Genomic DNA, 16,249 nt, shown 5'->3' with positions numbered 1-16,249 from the left:
TGTATTTAAATTGGTGTGGTGTTTTAACCCCTATTACCCTAACCCTAATGGCGCGCACTTGGAAGCTCCAACATTGAGTGAAGAATTAGAGATCCGAAAATGTCAATACTATCTACTCCAAATGCTACCTTAGTTACAACTAATGTATCCACATCACCTGTAGCTAAATTAAGACCTGGTTTAGGTAATTCATTAAAGGTTTGGAGATATTTCAGAACTACTTCTTCCAGTATTGATTGATTTTCAAAATCACTAGGATTATTTTCATCAAAATCATTCCATTTAACAGTTATTTTAAATGACTTTTCCCAATCTACAGGTGTTTCTATGTCCGCATTACTCATACTTTTTATTTTATATTTTTTAATTATAATTAATTTCTATGTTTTAAAACTTGAGAATTTTAATTGGGGAATATTTAAACAACTCCTTTCCCGTTTTAAATGTTTTTATGCCAATTATTTTGTTTTCTTTACTGCTATACTCTACTTCAACAAAAAACTTCTCAACTGCGTAAAGAGAAAACTTACGGTATCCTGTAAAATAATGTTCAATAAAAGTTCCTTTGTTAAAAGCAATAGAATATTGCTGTTGTTTCGCTAACCTACTGAATTCGTAAAGAGTCATTATAAAATTTTGAGAATTTTCGGGGATTGTTTTTTAAATTTTCTATTATAATTAACCTCATTCTTTAAATGTAGTCAAAAAAAAAATTGGCTACCAATTATTCAAAATAGTTAAAAGCGTCAAGTGCTAAATCTTTATTGCTCTTTTTAATGTAATTAAGAAAAGCCTTTTCGCTTCCGTGTCCTGTCATATTTATTAGGTAGGTTGTAGGTACTTTGCCGTAAAAGTTTGTAGCAAATGAACGTCTGCCAATATGAGAGGTAACTAACTCCCATTTTTCAAACTTGTCTTCAATATCCCGGTAATCGTTTTTAGTAGGTTTAACTCCCTTTGGGGCTATTGAAATACGTCTTTTACCTTTAACCTCATCATTAATAGTTGCCTCTTCGCAAACTTCTTTAATGTAATCGTTATACCGTTGATCTGAAATAGGGCGTGGAAACTTGCCGCCTCTTTTTGCTAAAATTTCCCGTACCTCCTTTACAACAGGAATAGACATTTCTTTTTTGGTCTTCTTTTGTCTAAACTCTAGTAAAGGTTTGCCGTTTTCGGTTCTTATCATTTCAGGCTTAAACCGCATAAAATCGGAAACTCTTTGCCCGGTGTAACAACTAATTAAAAGCCAGTCGCGTGCATTATCTAAATAATCGTGTTTTAGATCAGCTTTTTTAACCTTTTCCAGTTCCTCAAGAGTTAAGTAAATGTGGTTTGCCTCTTCGCGCTGTAAGGTTATGCCGTCAAGTTGGTGGTGTGTTTTTAATCCCAAATACCGGGCGTGGAAACAAATCGTTTTTATTAGAACAAACTCCCGGTGTTGTGTATTTTGAGAATAGGCATATTTATTACTGAAATCTACATAAGCCTTTTTAAAGTCTTCATTTACTTCATTGATTAAAATAGGCTTTCCCAGTTCCTTTTGTAACCGTAACATCTTGTTTTTGGTAACCTTTACTTTTTTCCTGTTTGCTTCGGTTATTTCATTTTTACGGTACTCTAAATAGTAATCAATGTAACTAACAAGATCAGTAGGAATTTTTTTAACCTGTGGTGGGTTGTAGTAATTTTCAATTGTAGTTTTTAACCAGTCTTTGTTTACCTTTCCCGGTTGAGTAGAATTAAAGGCTTTTAAAATGTGGTTTTCTAATTCGCTTAACTGGTTGTTTACTTCCGTTTGCAGGTTCTTAACCTCAATATCTTTTAAGCGCTGTTTGCTGTGGTGGTTGCTCCAGTAATCCTTTGAAACATCTATTTTAGTTTTGCCTCCAATAACAAAATCTTTGTCATTGTGACGAAAAAGTAAACGTAAGTTTAAAGGTGCTTTTACCCTAGTAGATCGGTAAAGAAAATTAACAGTAGCCATACTTGTAATAATTTGAACAATACAAATCTATTAAATTTGTACGGTAGTTGTACGGTAAACTGCAATTAAATGCAAAGTATTAAAAAGTATAACAAAAAGTAAATTACTTTTAAACCCTTACTAATATTGATTTTATAATTAACTTTACAGGAAAATAGGACGTTTAATAAAGTTAAGGTTTTGCATCTTAGTGTTGCCTCCGACTCCACAACTCTTTGTGTCAAATGACACATTTGAAATTAAAGCCCTTTAAACTTTAGTGTTTATAGGGCTTTTTCTTTTGGAATACATTTCAAAAGACACATTTTACTCCAAAAAAGAGTTACCTCTACAGTTACCCCTATAGATTGACACAATTTGAGGGTAACTAAATATTAAAAGTAGACTTAAAGAGACTTTTCAATTTTTTGTTCTGACTGATAGTTTTGTTCAACCTTAAAAATTCCAATAATGGTTAAAACTATTTTCTATTTAAAATCAGATAAAGAAAACAAACATGGGGAAAACCCAATTTTCTGCAAAATTAATTATAGAAAGACATCAACCACACTAAGCACTGGAAAATGGATAAGTAAAAAAAGATGGCAATCAACCAACCATTTAAGAAATGTCCTAAAACTGAAGAAAGAAAAGACAATACAAGTAGTCCTAAATCAGATATCCAATGATATTGAGAACGCTTATATTGAATTATCTTCTAAGAAAAATATCAATATCACAGCGAGTGAGATAAAAGCCCTACTCAAAGGTGAATTAAAAACCAATCCTGAAGTCACATTTTATGAAGTCTATATTTTTCATAAAAATTACTTCGACAAAAAAGTCAAGTTTAAGGAAAGAAGTCGAGCGACTCAGCAAAAATATAATAGGGCTGCGGAATTATTTTTAAAATTTATAAAGTTAAAATATAAAAAAGCTGATATTCCAATTACAGATATTACAAACCCAATGGTTTATGAATTTGAGTCTTTCCTCAGATATGAATCAAAGTATAAAGGAAAGATTGGTATTGATAATAATTCTGCTGTAAAATATATTCAAAGACTTTCAACCATATTCAATCATGGAGTAAAAAGGGAATTGATTCATAAAAATCCACTGAGAAATTATGATGGAAAGATAGTAACTAAAGATGCTGTTTATCTGACAGATGCCGAATTACGAGCAATTGAACAAAAAGAGTTTTCCACATTTAGACTTTCACGTATAAAGGATATCTTTCTTTTCTCATGCTACACTGGTTATGCTCCAATTGAAGTTGTTAATTTAAAGGAGGAAAATCTAGTAAAGGATAATGAAGGAACTTTATGGATTGACACTAATAGAATGAAAACAGGTGTAAAATCAAATGTTCCACTATTGCCCAGGGCCCAGAGAATCATTGAAAAGTATTCAGGTTTTAATGGAAATTATTTAATCCCAACCTTAACCAGCCAAAAAATGAATGAATACTTGAAAGAAATTGCCGATTTATGCGGTATTAAAAAAAATCTAACTCATTATGTCGCACGACACACTTTCGCAACAACAGTAACTTTGGGAAATGGTTTAAGTATTGAAACAGTATCAAGTATGATGGGACATACAAACCTTAAAATGACTCAACATTACGCCAAGATTCTAGATAAAAATGTAAAAAAAGATATGAGTAAACTAACCGAAAAATTTTCCTAATTTGTCTAAAATCACAAGCAAATAAGGATATCTGAATATGAGAGAGTTAGTGAAATTGAATCAATTAGTTATTGAGAGATTAAGTCTAAATATTCTATATAACACTCATGGAGAATGTTTTCTATGGAATGGCATTTGGGTTACTGAATTAGGAAAAGAATATTTTGATTATAAAATTCGAGAAATTGAAGTTTATATTAAGGACCATATAGATTATAGCAAAGGTGTTGAGGTAGGTTTTTTAAATCGAATTAGAGAAAAACTAGCATCAACTTTCCAGGAATTAGAGGATATTCAAGAGAACTTTATTTTAGAAAGTTCCTATACAATAGATTCCGAATATCGAGGCTTTCCCGAACAAGGAGTAATGTATTTTCCAGGTGAGCTTCCTTATGAGTATGACTCTATGCAATCTGTGGTTTTAGATATTTTGAAGGAGTATCATGACATTGAACTTGAAGATACAATTAATACGGCAGAAGAAATGGCTGAGGTTTTAAGTCAGGGAAAGTTTGAAGGTGGCGAAAAATTGAAAAAAGAGGAAATAAAAATGTTTTTTGCAAAAGCACATTTAATTTACGTCCTGCGACTACATCAATATGCGATTTCACAATTGCTTAATTATATTAAAAATTATTTTGAAACGGTTGATGGTTTAGCTAAAGATTATTTCATTGAAAATAAATATGTTGATATACCAACCTCAAATCCATTTGAAATTGAATTTAATCTTTCAAAGGAGGAAATAGCCATTCTGTATTATAATCTAATGGAAGGTGAAATTGTAAAGACACCTGGAAATACAGGATTTAAAAGGGAGGCTAACTTAAAAAGCTATCTTGAGAGTTCAAACATATTTTTTAGAAAGAAAGGGAAAAGAACTCGATTAGTTGGAATTAAAAATGAGTTTAATAAAGTCAAAAATGACAGGGAGGTCCACAACATGGATAGCAAAGAGGTCAATTTATTGAAACGGTTAATTACTCTATTTAACGAAAGGATTCAGGAAATTGAAGCGTAAGGTCCTCTTACCCTAATTTTTTAAATTATATCAACGCCACTTGCTTCATTTCATTATTGATTTCTTTTATAATATCGTCAGCTTCTTCGCTCTCCAAAATCATCATGCTCTCTCTATCTTTTCCCTCTTCAACCAATTCTTCAAAAATTGTATTCTTTACAGCAGAGGGAACTCTAACACGGAACATCATATTTTCCCAGAACTCTTTTTTGTTCAATGGAATACCTAAATCTGAATCTCTTGATGCAAACAATCTACCATGCTGTCTAAATAACCTGAATTGATAAGTTCTTTCGTCTATATCGTCTAGGTAAGTAGGTATGTTACATACAAATGAATTGTTTAATTTATAGGGGTTTATTTCAGGATAAACTGATTTGTTATAATCAGAAGTTTCATTATATATAAATTCGGAAGGCACAAGTAGAGCCCATAATTGCCCATCAACCTTTTCGTATTTTTTAGAAGGTTCGCACATAAAAAAAGCTGAAAGGACACTTGATGTTGAAAAGTCAATCAAATTAGTTTTAACTCCAGCATGTTGAGCCTGAAACAATAGGTCCCATTTTTCACCATACGGCTTTACACTATGTTTAAATAATTGTTTCTCTCCAAATTTAGCAGAAACTCTACTTTCAAAAATTTCTGCTCCAATTTTTTCAATTTTCCTAGTTTGAGCAAGGTCGATACCCGTTGAAAATGGTGGTCGGTATATCCCTGGCAAAACATCCCATCCATAATTTTGTTCTCCTCTGTAATGTGGTGTCACATCAAGGCCATTCCTAAATCTTATTTCAGTTCTGACATTGACTAATTCTTCATGAAACTTCCTTACATCTTTCAAATTTTCTATTTTATAATTTTCTAAAGGTGTGAGGTATTTCCCTTTAATATGTTTAGAAACTTGGAGATAGTCCATGGCATTTTGTTATTAAGGCCGCTTATTTGTAAAGAAACAGTATAATTTTAATATCCATAGTTATCCTGATTTCCATTTCTAAAGGAATTCATTATATCATTCTCTTCGTCAATGAAATCTTCATAAAACCTACTTTTTCTCCGCTTAATTTCTAAATCTGCTTCTTCGTAAATTTTATGTATTATGTCTTTATAATCGAAATAGGCTTCAAGAAGATTATCTTTTGCTGACTGAGACTCATCGTATTTTAAAGCTAATTCCAATAAATATTTAAAAGCTTTTTCTCTACGGAAAGGAGATAACTTATCAGCCTCTTCCAATATGGATTTTAAATGATTTGGGTCTGAAACTCTGGGATATATATTATCAAATAATTCTTGAATTAAATCCAAATGATAATCCCAAAATTGTTCGTTATAATTTATCGATTCCAACTGAACGAATCGGAATAGGTCATAGAACATATTTTCGGTTGATACTGGATTCTTGGTCTTAATTATTTCATTTTTAAAATTTTGAAATCTAATTTCTTGACCGAAAGAAGATTCCTTTTCATACCTCTCAATTTCCCATAAAAAATCATCTGCTGAAAAATACTCTGAATTCTCAAATACATGCTTGAGACTATTAATTAATGATATTTCTTCTCTCCAGGCTCCTTTAATTTCCTTTTTAGCTTCTTCCCCCTTATTAGAGCAAAATTCTGTCAAATTATCAATCAGAATTTGCTTACTTTCTATAGGCAGTAACTCGTTAAATACAATTTCTAATCCTTTAAAATTTTCAATGGTAAGGTCAGAAGCTTGCCACAGAATCTCTTTAAGGTTCAATCTTGCGGAATTTAAATTGCCCTCCTGATAACTTTCCCACATCAACTGAATGCGATGTTCTAAATAATACCAGAATCTTTTATCGTGATTTACATTCATAAGGTTTACATCTTCCCAATTAATTCCTTAGCTCTATCCAAACTATATGCTCCTTCAATTTCATTTTTTTCAAATACCATGAAGTAAGCGAAATCATCTCCTGCAAGTCGTTCCCATTCGCTACCTAAACGGCATTTTGCAGCACTGTCTGTATTATCTAAGTGCCCACCTTTGGTTTCTAATAAAATCGTTTTACCTGATTTAGTATGTAGAATAAAGTCAGGATAATGTTTCGCTTTAAATCCATTGATAAAATATCCTTTCCCTCGTTCCAGATTTCTGTGCCAGAAAAGAATATTAGAAGATGTACCTATCTGCATAATTACCTCTTCCTCAAAATTATTCATATGCCCTTCACGTTCGTAAAGTGAGTTTCCAATAGAAGACCCCAGATTACCAGGTACAATTTCTTTCGGAAGCTTCCAGGACGGTTTAGTTAAAATCCTTTTCGATTTTATGAGGTCCATAAATTGTCTTTCAGCATAAGCATCTGAAAGTTGTCTTATTTTTGCTTTTATTTTGTCACTGTAGCTCCATTTTCTAACAAGAATATCCCTAAGTTGCTCATGGTTAAGATTTTGAATAATCCTTGTAATATATGCCTTAATTTCAGGGTCCATTATGGGATACATATTTCCCATCATATTTGTCAGTTCATTGGCAATATCAATAATCTGTTTTTCCTTGGGTTTGGCTAAAATATATTCAGCAATCGGGTCCTTTACTAAATTGTCTTCAATTGGGGTAAAGGATGGCAAGAATTCGTCTTTTGCTGATTCCTCCAAGTCCACCTTGTAAAGGTCTGAAGATATCCTATCAAAATCAATATTTGAATCTTCTTGGGAAAGTTTAAAGCCTTCCAGTAAAGCTTCTGGATTCAATCTTTCTTCTTCTGTTCCAAAAATGTCACTTGGCGTAACTCTTAAAAAGAACTGAGGAAAATCAATATCTTCTATAACGGAAAGATAAGATTCCTTTACTCTAAATCTTTTTACTTTGTCTCCCATTTCCATAAAGATTTTTTCGTCAACTGGTTCCTTTTCCTGCTCTGCAATTTCATGTTCGGTAATTTGGTTTTGTTCAAAAGCCATTTTATCTATTTCGGAGAGCGCAGGATTCTCATTCAACTCCTCTTCTTTAGCTGTAGGCTGATATTGAATTCTGCTTTTATCGAAATCATCTTCATCCTCTTTATCTTCTTCTTGTTCTGGAAACAAATAAGACTTTACAGGTTTGTCCTTAATTTTGGTCTTTTCTTCTTCTGGCATCATATCTATTTTACGATATTCCCTTTTACTAAATCCTGCTGTTCTAAGCCCTACTACAATTTTTTCGAGGGTTTCATTAAACTTAGCAGAAGCTGTCAGCACATAGCTTAGATTAAGCTGATAAGCCTTATGCTTTCGAACGTATGGTTGACGTAAAACCCGACCTAAAATTTGTTCAACATCCACGGCACTGGATTTGTCGGCAAGAGATGCCAATATATAAGCAAAGGGGCAATCCCATCCTTCTTTGAGTGCATTTATAGTGATGATATATCTCACTTCACATTCCTTACTCATTAGGTCTACATCCTTAAGCTCATCAATCTCAGCAGTTTTTATTTTTATTTGATTCTCTGGAATACCGACCTCTAAAAGATGTTGTTTAAGTTTCTCGAAGGTGGTGTTGTCATCCTTAGTTTTGGGCTGAGCCTGGAAGAGTACAATTGGTCTAATATACTTGCCTCCCTCCTTTTCCTCCTTTTGAGCGAGAATTTCTAGCTTTCTCTGAAGATGAAGTGCATTATTAATCACTTCAGATTTATCGTGGTTATTATAGACAATTACAGGTAATTTTACCATGTGCTCCTTTTTCAATTCAATTGCAGGAACAAGGCTAATTATATTACTATTTTGTTTCGGTGTAGCGGTTAAGTCTAAAATAAATGATGGATTGAGATTTCGCAACATTTCTACACTTAAAGTACTTTCAGCATTGTGACTTTCATCTACAACCAACACAGGATTTAAATACCTCAGTACGTTTATTAATGCCGTAGGAGAAACGTTATCTAAAAGATGCTTCTCATCCTTATAAAAAGATTCAAATGCTTCTAAATAACCGTTTTCTTCGAAAACCTTTCTGTCTTCCTTGTTCTTAGCCCTTAAACTAGCAAAGCTCATTACTACCACACTTATCTGCTCTTTAACTGTGGTTGGGTTAAAATTGGAAGCCTGTAGTAAATCTTCCTTTTGATAAATCTCAACTCTATTATTAAAAAGCGAATTTAGCTTTTGGCGATAAGGGTGCTCTGGGTTCTTGAGGTTATTTACTGTTTGTTGTAACAAATTACTCCAGGGCACTAACCAAACTACCATCTTGGGTTTCGAACTATCATAAGCAGAAAAAATAGAGTGTAGTGAATTGATAGCGATGAAGGTTTTTCCTCCTGCAGTAGGAACTTTCACACATACGTGGGCCGCATTGGGGATATTATTTTTGTAAGGCTCCATGCCTGACCCATCAATAGGATTATAAGGACCAATTTTGTCTTCCCAATATTGGTTAAAGGCTTTACCCAGGTCATTATATTTTTGAACGTAATCTAAATAGTCCTCAAGGCTGTCAATTACGTTTTGTTGGTAGCTTTTTAATTCCATACTTAAAATCTTGTAATGTCTCTAGGTATCTTTTTGAAAATTATATTGTGCTTAGTAAGAAAGTCCTTCGAGAGAAGACAGTTATCTGCATATACAATATACTGTTCAGCTTTTATTTTAATCTTACTCAAAGTCTCATAGTCCAAAGTGGTTAGATTGTCGGGCTCATAAATAAAGTAATATGCTGTTCCATCCTTAGTTCCTAGATACTCTTTTGAATTATCATCTTCAAATTGTGAAAATGAAGTTCTAGTTTCGCTATACCAGATGTATTCCTTTATCTTATTAGTTCCCACTTCTTCATTAAGGTTCTGGTTTTCATCGAATATAGATTGTCCTAATTCACAAAAATCAAATTTTGCTTCATCGAATCCATATTTGCGAATAGAATTCTCAATTCTTCCACTTGTAACATTTTCGGCATAATCTTCTAATTCTACAAGAATAAATTTTCTATTAGCACCATCCTCTTTATTAAGAGATAAGACTGCTTGGCCAGTAGTTCCAGTTCCTGCAAATGAATCCAAAATTATGTCTCCATCTCTAGTCACTAATTTCAATAAGAATTTTATTAGCTCCGTTGGTTTAGGAAAATCAAACTTATTGTCTCCAATTAATGCTGTAAGTTCCTTAGAACCCGTTTTAGTACTTCCCAACTCTCTCAAGACAGTTGGAGGGTTAGTTACCGATTTTTCTTTGATATATGTAAGAACCCCATTTTTGTTAAAGTAAAATTCTTTTACTTTTTGTCCTTTGGTATCGTAAGTTTCATCTGGATTATTATAAAACCAGTTTTCCATCTGACTTTTCATTGCCCATCCAGCTCTCAGAGTTACTGGACTTTTAAGAATGCCATTTGAAGCCTGCATTTTACCTTTAATCAAAGTAGTTTTTTCCGAACCTCCCCAACTTTCTTCCAAAGAGACATCATCGTGTGCATCAAAACGAGTTCCAATAGGAAATTCGAACTCACTAGCAGGATTCTTCTTGCTTATTTTTTTTAGGGCAGAATGTTTTATAATGCCTTCCCCTCCCTTAAAATTCGGTACCTGGTCTTTATTTTTTGCAAAGGCTAAAACGTATTCATGGGAACGAACGAAATGTCCTGCTTGAGTTCCTGTACCAAGGTCCCAAATAGTCGTGGCTATTTTATTTTTCTTCCCGAAAATTTCGAAACAAATATTTAATAGATTATGATATGCATAATCATCTATTGAAATAAAGATTATTCCATCTTCAGCTAATAGTTTGCGCAACAACTTCAGCCTTGGATACATCATGCATAGCCATTTGTCATCTCTGGACAAATCTTCACCTTCTTTTCCTACTGTTTCACCTAACCATTTATTAATCTTTGGATGGCTAACATTATCATTGTAAACCCAAGTTTTATTACCTGTATTGTAGGGCGGGTCGATGTATATACATTTAATTTTCCCTTCATATTGCGGAAGAAGACTTTTTAAAGCTTGTAAATTATCCCCATGGATAATTTTATTACCACTATGTGTTTCGGCTTCTATTTTTCCCTCTTTAGCTTTAAAACCATACTTATGTTCCAAAGTTTTAAAAGGCACCTCCTGATGATGGTTTACTATTTTATCTTTTCCAATCCAATTGAGTGTTGGCATCTATATTTTTGGTAAATCAGTTATTAATACTTTTTAATCCTGGTCCTTCATTGAATCCCAATAGTCGGCATCCAGTTTTTTGATTTCAATAGTTTGTTCTACTTGCATTCCTAAACCGAAATCATAAATAAATTCTGCAAGCTTTTTTCCATCAACCAAAACAATGTTATTCGAACCGTGGAGGCTTTCAACATATCCAATCGCACCAGAAGAGAAATAAGATGTAGTTATAAAGACACCCTTATTAGATTGAGCTGTTTGTAACGCTCCAACAAATTTCTGAACTTCATCACGTTGGATACCACTGTCTAGCTTATATCTTTTTGCCTGAAGATAAATTCTACCTAATCCCAAAATATCTTCCTTTATAACACCATCAATACCACCATCATTAGATGCCTTGGTTACCATACCACTATCTTTTATCTCCCCCCCATATCCCATTTTTTGAAGCAGTTGTACAACTAACCTTTCGAATTCAATTGGTGTTTTACTTAGGATAGTATCTAAGATTTCAGCATAAATTGACTTCCTGATATTTTCAAAAGAATTATAAAGCTTTTCCTGAGGAGTTGAATCTTCATCTTCTTTTTCAATACTAAGTTTTTCTGTAGTAGTAGCCTCCTTTTTTTTTCTAGTAGGTTCTCTTTTCTCTAGCTTTTTCTGGATGTATTCCTCTAGTTTTTCAGGAGTAGTAAGCATTTGTTGCCCCTTCGAATTTATTTGATATTGGCCTCTTTTTGGTTTATCAACTAATCCTGCCATGTTAAGGTAACTCAATGCCCAGGAAACACGGTCATAAAAAATGTGTCCATTTCCAGAAGGATACATTCTAGTAACCTCTTCTTCTGAAAGATTAAAATCTTCTGCTAAAGGTTCAATGAAATCTTTTAGTTTAAGGATTGGATGCTTCGTGAGTAAATCAAGCGCACGCAATCTTATTTCATCATGCTTGGGTATGGCCATTGATAATTCATGGTTTTAGTTAGTGTAGGGTGGGACTGTGGGTTTAAAAGTAGTGTTTTTGGATAATCTTAACAAACGCTATTTTTAGATAAATTATAGTTCTTTTACTGTACTATATCCTTTGCATGTGACAGTACTAAGAAGGGTATTTAATTTTGATTTGATACGGAGAGAAGCTCGATTTTCATTTCTAACCACCCGAAAACTCTAGCTTAAATGAAGTAAGACCTATAATAAATGTGGAGATAATATGATAGTGTATGAAGGATGTAAACACGAAAACCCGACAAAAATTTGTCGGGCTTTTCCAAGGAATTACCTCACATCATTAATCCAGATTGGTTGTAAAGCGGAAATCAGGCGGCAATTCAATTCCATCCTTCTTTAATATCTGATTTATTAATTCGGATAAGTGGTTTTCTAAACATTCAATTTTATCAGTAAGATTCCAGAAAGTTTTTTTCAAATTTCCTGAGGTAGCAACGCTGATTAAAGTCAAGGGTTCATCTGAAAAACTGAATTGATGTTTATTTTCTTCTAAATTTAGATATTGATACTTTTTGCAGGACTTACGAAACTCCATTTGATTAGTCATGATGCAATATTCCTGTAATGAGAGAAACTTATTTAGGATTTGCAGCTTTTCTCGCAGTTGGTTCTTTAAACTCCTTAGTTCTTCATCTGGAAGTTCTGATTCAAGTTTCGGTTCAAACTCTATACTTCCTGGGGAATAAATCCATTCACTTAAAATCAAGGAGTCTATATCATCGTTCCTATGAAGTCTCAACAAAAACTCCTTCAAAGTTTCATTGCTGAGCTCGATTTCCCCCTCATATTGATTGATTAAATATTGCTTTATCAAGTATTTAGTATGCGGAGTATAATTTAAATCAACATCCTCCAAAGAAACTTCATTTTGCCCTTTATAATCGGAAGAGGTCATATATTCAGTTAGAATTAGGTCAACCAGATTAGATGTTTGGGACAGCCGTATTAGTTCACTTTTTAAATATTTATTTTTAACTATCAAACTTTCATCGGAAGCCATTACAAATATTTCCAAAAGGGCTTTAGAATGAGGAGTATACTCCAAATTGATTTCTTTAATATTATTACTTATTAATGTCATTTTAAAAATTTTTATTTTAATTATTTAATATAGGGGGGCCTGGGGGCCCTACCTTCGTATCCCCTTACTCCTGTCCTGGGGGGGGTAGTTGCCTAAATGGACAGGTAATATGCTTCAAAAATTTTTTAATTTTTTTTTGAAATAAATTATTACGGGGGTCTGTTTTTTTCATTTAGGGATTTAATAAGGCATCTAAACTCAGAGTAGTAATTCTGAATAGTTTTTATGTTCTTACCTGAGACCTTTGCTAATTTTTTCTGAGTTATTTTTCCATTCCTTAAGAAATCCCAAGTATTAATACACTCAGCAATAATCTCCTTGGTTTTAAGGGCCTTTTCCTTATTTAAGGCGGTCATTACAAGACTCCTTTTCTCTTTAACTGTCAGGTCATAATCTGGGTTAAAGACAAATCTTTTTGAGTCGTTTAAAATGGGAACCAAATCCTTTTTGGGAATCTTAAATATCGATTTTGATATACTCTTTATCTCTTTGGTAGAGAGACGAGGCTTTACAAATTTTTTATTGATACTGCCCAGAATATTTTCTATATCCATTAAAGAGCAAACTTTATTCAGACATCTGAATTGGTATCCTATACCAGAAATAATACTGTTCCTTTTACCCTCTGGAATTTCGTTAGGTACGTATATTGAGGCAAACTGAAACTTCTCTTTAAAATCAAATATTGCTTCACCATCAAAATCAATTGAAGAAGTATAGTCATCCAGATTGTTGAAGCGCTTTTTCGAAAAATCAACCAATTCAGTCCCTATAACTCTCTCTTTTTTTTCAGGAATGTAGTGGGGTGTTTTTACAGGGTTAAATGCATCAATAATTCTTGAATCTGGATTATAATATATATCCTTATCGTAGGGTAAAATAAAAGGTTGAGTAGCCTTAGCTGCATTGATATCAGCATTGATACCAATTTCATTAGCAATCAACTGATAGTTCAATGAATAATTTTTAACATTTAAACCGTTAACCCGTATTAAATAGTGCATTCCTTTAGTCGACAAAGAATGGTATGCAGCAAAAATCATATCGCTTTCTATCATAGGTAATTCATTATCCACTTCTACGGCAATTAGTCCAGTAGGGGCTTTCACATTAGGTGTGCTCTTATAACCGTCATAAAGGAATCCAAAACATGTACAGGTTATATTGAGTTTTTCATTTGAGTAAACCTCTTTGTTATTATCTATCAGTAATGCATTTTGAGCCTTGGTAATATTTGGCAAATCGTCTCCACCAGTTTCAATTCTTTTTAGAACTTTCAATATGGAAACGGTCTCTACAACTTGAGGTTTCTTAACAGAGGCAAAAAGATTGACAAAAATTTCAGACATTATGACCTCCTTCCTTTCTCACATTTACAGAAGTGGTTGAATTACGTTTTAACAATAGCTCTATTTCGGAAACGGGATATAAATAGATATCACCCATAAAGGTGTAAGGTAGGATACCGTTCTCTCTATACTTTATTATAGTATTGCTACTTACTCCAAATAATCGTTTTAAGTCTTTATTTCTGTAAAACTTTGGTTGTACATTTCGCCTTTGCCTCTCAATCTTGAGATTATCTAGCTTCTCAAAAAGCTTTACAAGTTGTTGTTCAATTTGTAATAGGTTTCTTTCCATCTCTTATTATTTTGTGATGGCAAATATTGAACACCCTATAATTGTTTGAAAAGTCTCTTTAAGTAGACTTTTAAATAGTAATTGCTTTGAATCCTGGTCAATTTAAGATTGATTAGGTTGAGGGGGAGGTGCCAAACTTTGAACTAATCCGTGCAAAAAAAATTGACTTACACTCGTCCATATAGCAAATAAGTCTTTAGAAGATATTGTTGAAATCATCAATAAAGACTTATGGAGTTCATCGTGTTGACAAGGTTAAATGTCCCGAGATAAATTAAAAGATATGTTATATTTGAAGTAGTACTTTGAAATATCAGTTAGACAGGTTGAGTTACTCTATGAGTTACCCTAAATAAGAGTGAATTTTCGAACCCTTATGAATACTGGCCTAAAGATAAAGGGTGGCGTCCCCTCCGACTCCACAATTAAGCGCAGCCCGGCTGCGAATTAAAATTTAAAAATCTGCCAGGTACTTCACCTGAGCAGATTTTTTGGTTTTAAGACGCCTGGACTGCAAGGACAGCGGGAGGCATTTACAGGATGGGAGTTAAAGGTTGATCCGCCATAGGCGGAAGCCCCTCCGACTCCACTCTAAAACCCCGAATCAGCAATGATTACGGGGCTTTTTATTTCTAGGTGAGAAATTATTGTTTTAAATCTATATTTTTAAACTTTAAATTCATTCCCATTTCTTATTATTTAAAAGCCTCCTTAAAAAATTATAAATTGAAAGTATTCATTATTGAAAAGATTTATTGAATTTGGAAATAAACTTTCACATTAAATCTTATAATATTAAAGAAGGATTCTGGAAAACTAATTCAGGTGATAATCTTTTCAAAGATTGGAAAATATTAAATATAGTTCCTGGTAAAGGCTACCTAATCTCACAAGATAAAGAATTGAACTTTGTCAATTTTGATGGTCGTTCTAACTGGAGATCTTCTGTATTTTGTACTGGAAAACCAGATTTGGCTGCTATATCTTATGACAGGTTAATCCTCACAACTACAACTGAAGATTATCATTCCTGGGATTTCTTAGGTCCTGCGATATTAATTGACCTTGAAACTGGTAATATTATTAAAGAATTAAAAGGAGAAAGAGTAGAAGGACTTTTCAATGGTGAATTTATACTTGGTTTGGAAGGATATGACTATTTCCATACCTGGCTTTATAATCGGGATGGCAATCTTTTACAGGAATGGAAAAGTTACGGAGAGTACCTTCCCGTAAACAATGAAATTATTGTGATCGAAGAGAACAGACAGAATCCCCATTCTTCCTATTTAAACAAACTAAATAGAGATGGATCCATATCAAAGGGCATGAAACTAAAAAGTTCGAGATCCTCCAATCCATTATTAGTTGGAGAAGATACTTTCCTTTTTGAAAATGCCGGTTATCTAATAATTGCAGATAGTAAATTGAAAGAGATCAGCACCCAGAAATTGATAAATTATGATCCTTCGGAATCTTCCTGTTTTAGTTCAAGAATTCAACGGTATGAGGATGTTATAGAGATTGAAATTCTGGAACGCACACCTATCCCTCAGGAGAATTACCGGACCCATATATTCAAAATACAGATATAATTCAAATTATATATCTTTAGCCGTTAACTATTAAATTTTATCTTGAAAAATCTATTTCTAACAATTTCCATTTGCTTATTTCATTTCATAACTCTTCACTCCCAGGAAAAAA

The 16,249-nt window shown here is 33.0% G+C and carries 14 protein-coding genes; 3 read left to right on the top strand and 11 right to left on the bottom strand.

The features are described 5' to 3' along the window. Positions 1 to 44: 44 nt before the first annotated feature. The 3 genes from EZJ28_RS05885 to EZJ28_RS05875 form a co-directional block, all read right to left on the bottom strand. Entirely contained in the window at positions 45 to 344 is a 300-nt protein-coding gene (locus EZJ28_RS05885; protein ID WP_131395919.1) for a hypothetical protein, read from the bottom strand. A gap of 43 nt (positions 345 to 387) precedes the next feature. Continuing rightward, positions 388 to 627 carry a hypothetical protein gene (locus EZJ28_RS05880; RefSeq protein WP_131395917.1) on the bottom strand — a complete coding sequence of 80 codons (240 nt, stop codon included), beginning with the start codon at positions 625 to 627 and terminating at the stop codon, positions 388 to 390. A 97-nt stretch (positions 628 to 724) separates the two neighbouring features. Continuing rightward, a complete protein-coding gene (locus EZJ28_RS05875; protein ID WP_131395915.1) occupies positions 725 to 1,987 on the bottom strand; it encodes a tyrosine-type recombinase/integrase in 1,263 nt (420 codons plus the stop codon). Between the two features lie 450 nt (positions 1,988 to 2,437). Between EZJ28_RS05875 and EZJ28_RS05870 the strand changes: the two genes are divergently transcribed. Continuing rightward, on the top strand, positions 2,438 to 3,661 hold the full coding sequence (locus EZJ28_RS05870; protein WP_131395913.1) for a site-specific integrase: 1,224 nt from the start codon (positions 2,438 to 2,440) through the stop codon (positions 3,659 to 3,661). A 37-nt stretch (positions 3,662 to 3,698) separates the two neighbouring features. After that, a complete protein-coding gene (locus EZJ28_RS05865) occupies positions 3,699 to 4,682 on the top strand; it encodes a hypothetical protein (protein WP_131395911.1) in 984 nt (327 codons plus the stop codon). Positions 4,683 to 4,707: 25 nt separating this feature from the next. Here the strand turns inward: EZJ28_RS05865 and EZJ28_RS05860 are convergent, their stop codons facing one another. From EZJ28_RS05860 to EZJ28_RS05825, 8 genes are all read right to left on the bottom strand, one after another. Further along, positions 4,708 to 5,601 carry an FRG domain-containing protein gene (locus EZJ28_RS05860; RefSeq protein ID WP_131395909.1) on the bottom strand — a complete coding sequence of 298 codons (894 nt, stop codon included), beginning with the start codon at positions 5,599 to 5,601 and terminating at the stop codon, positions 4,708 to 4,710. Between the two features lie 47 nt (positions 5,602 to 5,648). Continuing rightward, positions 5,649 to 6,530: a hypothetical protein gene (locus EZJ28_RS05855; RefSeq protein WP_131395907.1), complete on the bottom strand. Its 882-nt coding sequence runs from the start codon at positions 6,528 to 6,530 to the stop codon at positions 5,649 to 5,651. Between the two features lie 5 nt (positions 6,531 to 6,535). Further along, the gene (locus tag EZJ28_RS05850; RefSeq protein ID WP_131395905.1) at positions 6,536 to 9,175 is read right to left on the bottom strand and encodes a DEAD/DEAH box helicase; all 2,640 of its coding nucleotides are present in this window, start codon (positions 9,173 to 9,175) and stop codon (positions 6,536 to 6,538) included. 2 nt (positions 9,176 to 9,177) lie between these two features. Further along, the gene (locus tag EZJ28_RS05845; protein WP_131395904.1) at positions 9,178 to 10,806 is read right to left on the bottom strand and encodes a site-specific DNA-methyltransferase; all 1,629 of its coding nucleotides are present in this window, start codon (positions 10,804 to 10,806) and stop codon (positions 9,178 to 9,180) included. A gap of 33 nt (positions 10,807 to 10,839) precedes the next feature. Continuing rightward, on the bottom strand, positions 10,840 to 11,772 hold the full coding sequence (locus tag EZJ28_RS05840) for a restriction endonuclease (protein WP_131395902.1): 933 nt from the start codon (positions 11,770 to 11,772) through the stop codon (positions 10,840 to 10,842). A 328-nt stretch (positions 11,773 to 12,100) separates the two neighbouring features. Further along, positions 12,101 to 12,901: a hypothetical protein gene (locus tag EZJ28_RS05835; RefSeq protein WP_131395900.1), complete on the bottom strand. Its 801-nt coding sequence runs from the start codon at positions 12,899 to 12,901 to the stop codon at positions 12,101 to 12,103. Positions 12,902 to 13,050: 149 nt separating this feature from the next. Beyond that, positions 13,051 to 14,250, bottom strand: a complete 1,200-nt coding sequence (locus EZJ28_RS05830) for a hypothetical protein (RefSeq protein WP_131395898.1) — start codon at positions 14,248 to 14,250, stop codon at positions 13,051 to 13,053. Continuing rightward, positions 14,243 to 14,542 (bottom strand): helix-turn-helix domain-containing protein, encoded by a 300-nt coding sequence (locus EZJ28_RS05825; protein ID WP_131395896.1) that lies wholly within the window; start codon positions 14,540 to 14,542, stop codon positions 14,243 to 14,245. Before EZJ28_RS05825 ends, EZJ28_RS05830 begins: the two co-directional genes overlap by 8 nt. Positions 14,543 to 15,303: 761 nt before the next feature. Between EZJ28_RS05825 and EZJ28_RS05820 the strand changes: the two genes are divergently transcribed. Next, positions 15,304 to 16,137: a hypothetical protein gene (locus EZJ28_RS05820; RefSeq protein ID WP_131395894.1), complete on the top strand. Its 834-nt coding sequence runs from the start codon at positions 15,304 to 15,306 to the stop codon at positions 16,135 to 16,137. Positions 16,138 to 16,249: the final 112 nt, after the last annotated feature.

It is taken from the genome of Gramella sp. KN1008 (assembly GCF_004332155.1).
GTDB lineage: Bacteria > Bacteroidota > Bacteroidia > Flavobacteriales > Flavobacteriaceae > Christiangramia.
Note: the sequence above shows the minus strand (reverse complement) of the source record. Positions and strands in the feature narration are given on the sequence as shown.

Excerpts from the sequence above, each read along its gene's own strand:
- EZJ28_RS05885 (WP_131395919.1), bottom strand. The coding sequence starts at position 344 with ATGAGTAATGCGGACATAGAAACACCTGTAGATTGGGAAAAGTCATTT.
- EZJ28_RS05880 (WP_131395917.1), bottom strand. The coding sequence starts at position 627 with ATGACTCTTTACGAATTCAGTAGGTTAGCGAAACAACAGCAATATTCT.
- EZJ28_RS05875 (WP_131395915.1), bottom strand. The coding sequence starts at position 1,987 with ATGGCTACTGTTAATTTTCTTTACCGATCTACTAGGGTAAAAGCACCT.
- EZJ28_RS05870 (WP_131395913.1), top strand. The coding sequence starts at position 2,438 with ATGGTTAAAACTATTTTCTATTTAAAATCAGATAAAGAAAACAAACAT.
- EZJ28_RS05865 (WP_131395911.1), top strand. The coding sequence starts at position 3,699 with ATGAGAGAGTTAGTGAAATTGAATCAATTAGTTATTGAGAGATTAAGT.
- EZJ28_RS05860 (WP_131395909.1), bottom strand. The coding sequence starts at position 5,601 with ATGGACTATCTCCAAGTTTCTAAACATATTAAAGGGAAATACCTCACA.
- EZJ28_RS05855 (WP_131395907.1), bottom strand. The coding sequence starts at position 6,530 with ATGAATGTAAATCACGATAAAAGATTCTGGTATTATTTAGAACATCGC.
- EZJ28_RS05850 (WP_131395905.1), bottom strand. The coding sequence starts at position 9,175 with ATGGAATTAAAAAGCTACCAACAAAACGTAATTGACAGCCTTGAGGAC.
- EZJ28_RS05845 (WP_131395904.1), bottom strand. The coding sequence starts at position 10,806 with ATGCCAACACTCAATTGGATTGGAAAAGATAAAATAGTAAACCATCAT.
- EZJ28_RS05840 (WP_131395902.1), bottom strand. The coding sequence starts at position 11,772 with ATGGCCATACCCAAGCATGATGAAATAAGATTGCGTGCGCTTGATTTA.
- EZJ28_RS05835 (WP_131395900.1), bottom strand. The coding sequence starts at position 12,901 with ATGACATTAATAAGTAATAATATTAAAGAAATCAATTTGGAGTATACT.
- EZJ28_RS05830 (WP_131395898.1), bottom strand. The coding sequence starts at position 14,250 with ATGTCTGAAATTTTTGTCAATCTTTTTGCCTCTGTTAAGAAACCTCAA.
- EZJ28_RS05825 (WP_131395896.1), bottom strand. The coding sequence starts at position 14,542 with ATGGAAAGAAACCTATTACAAATTGAACAACAACTTGTAAAGCTTTTT.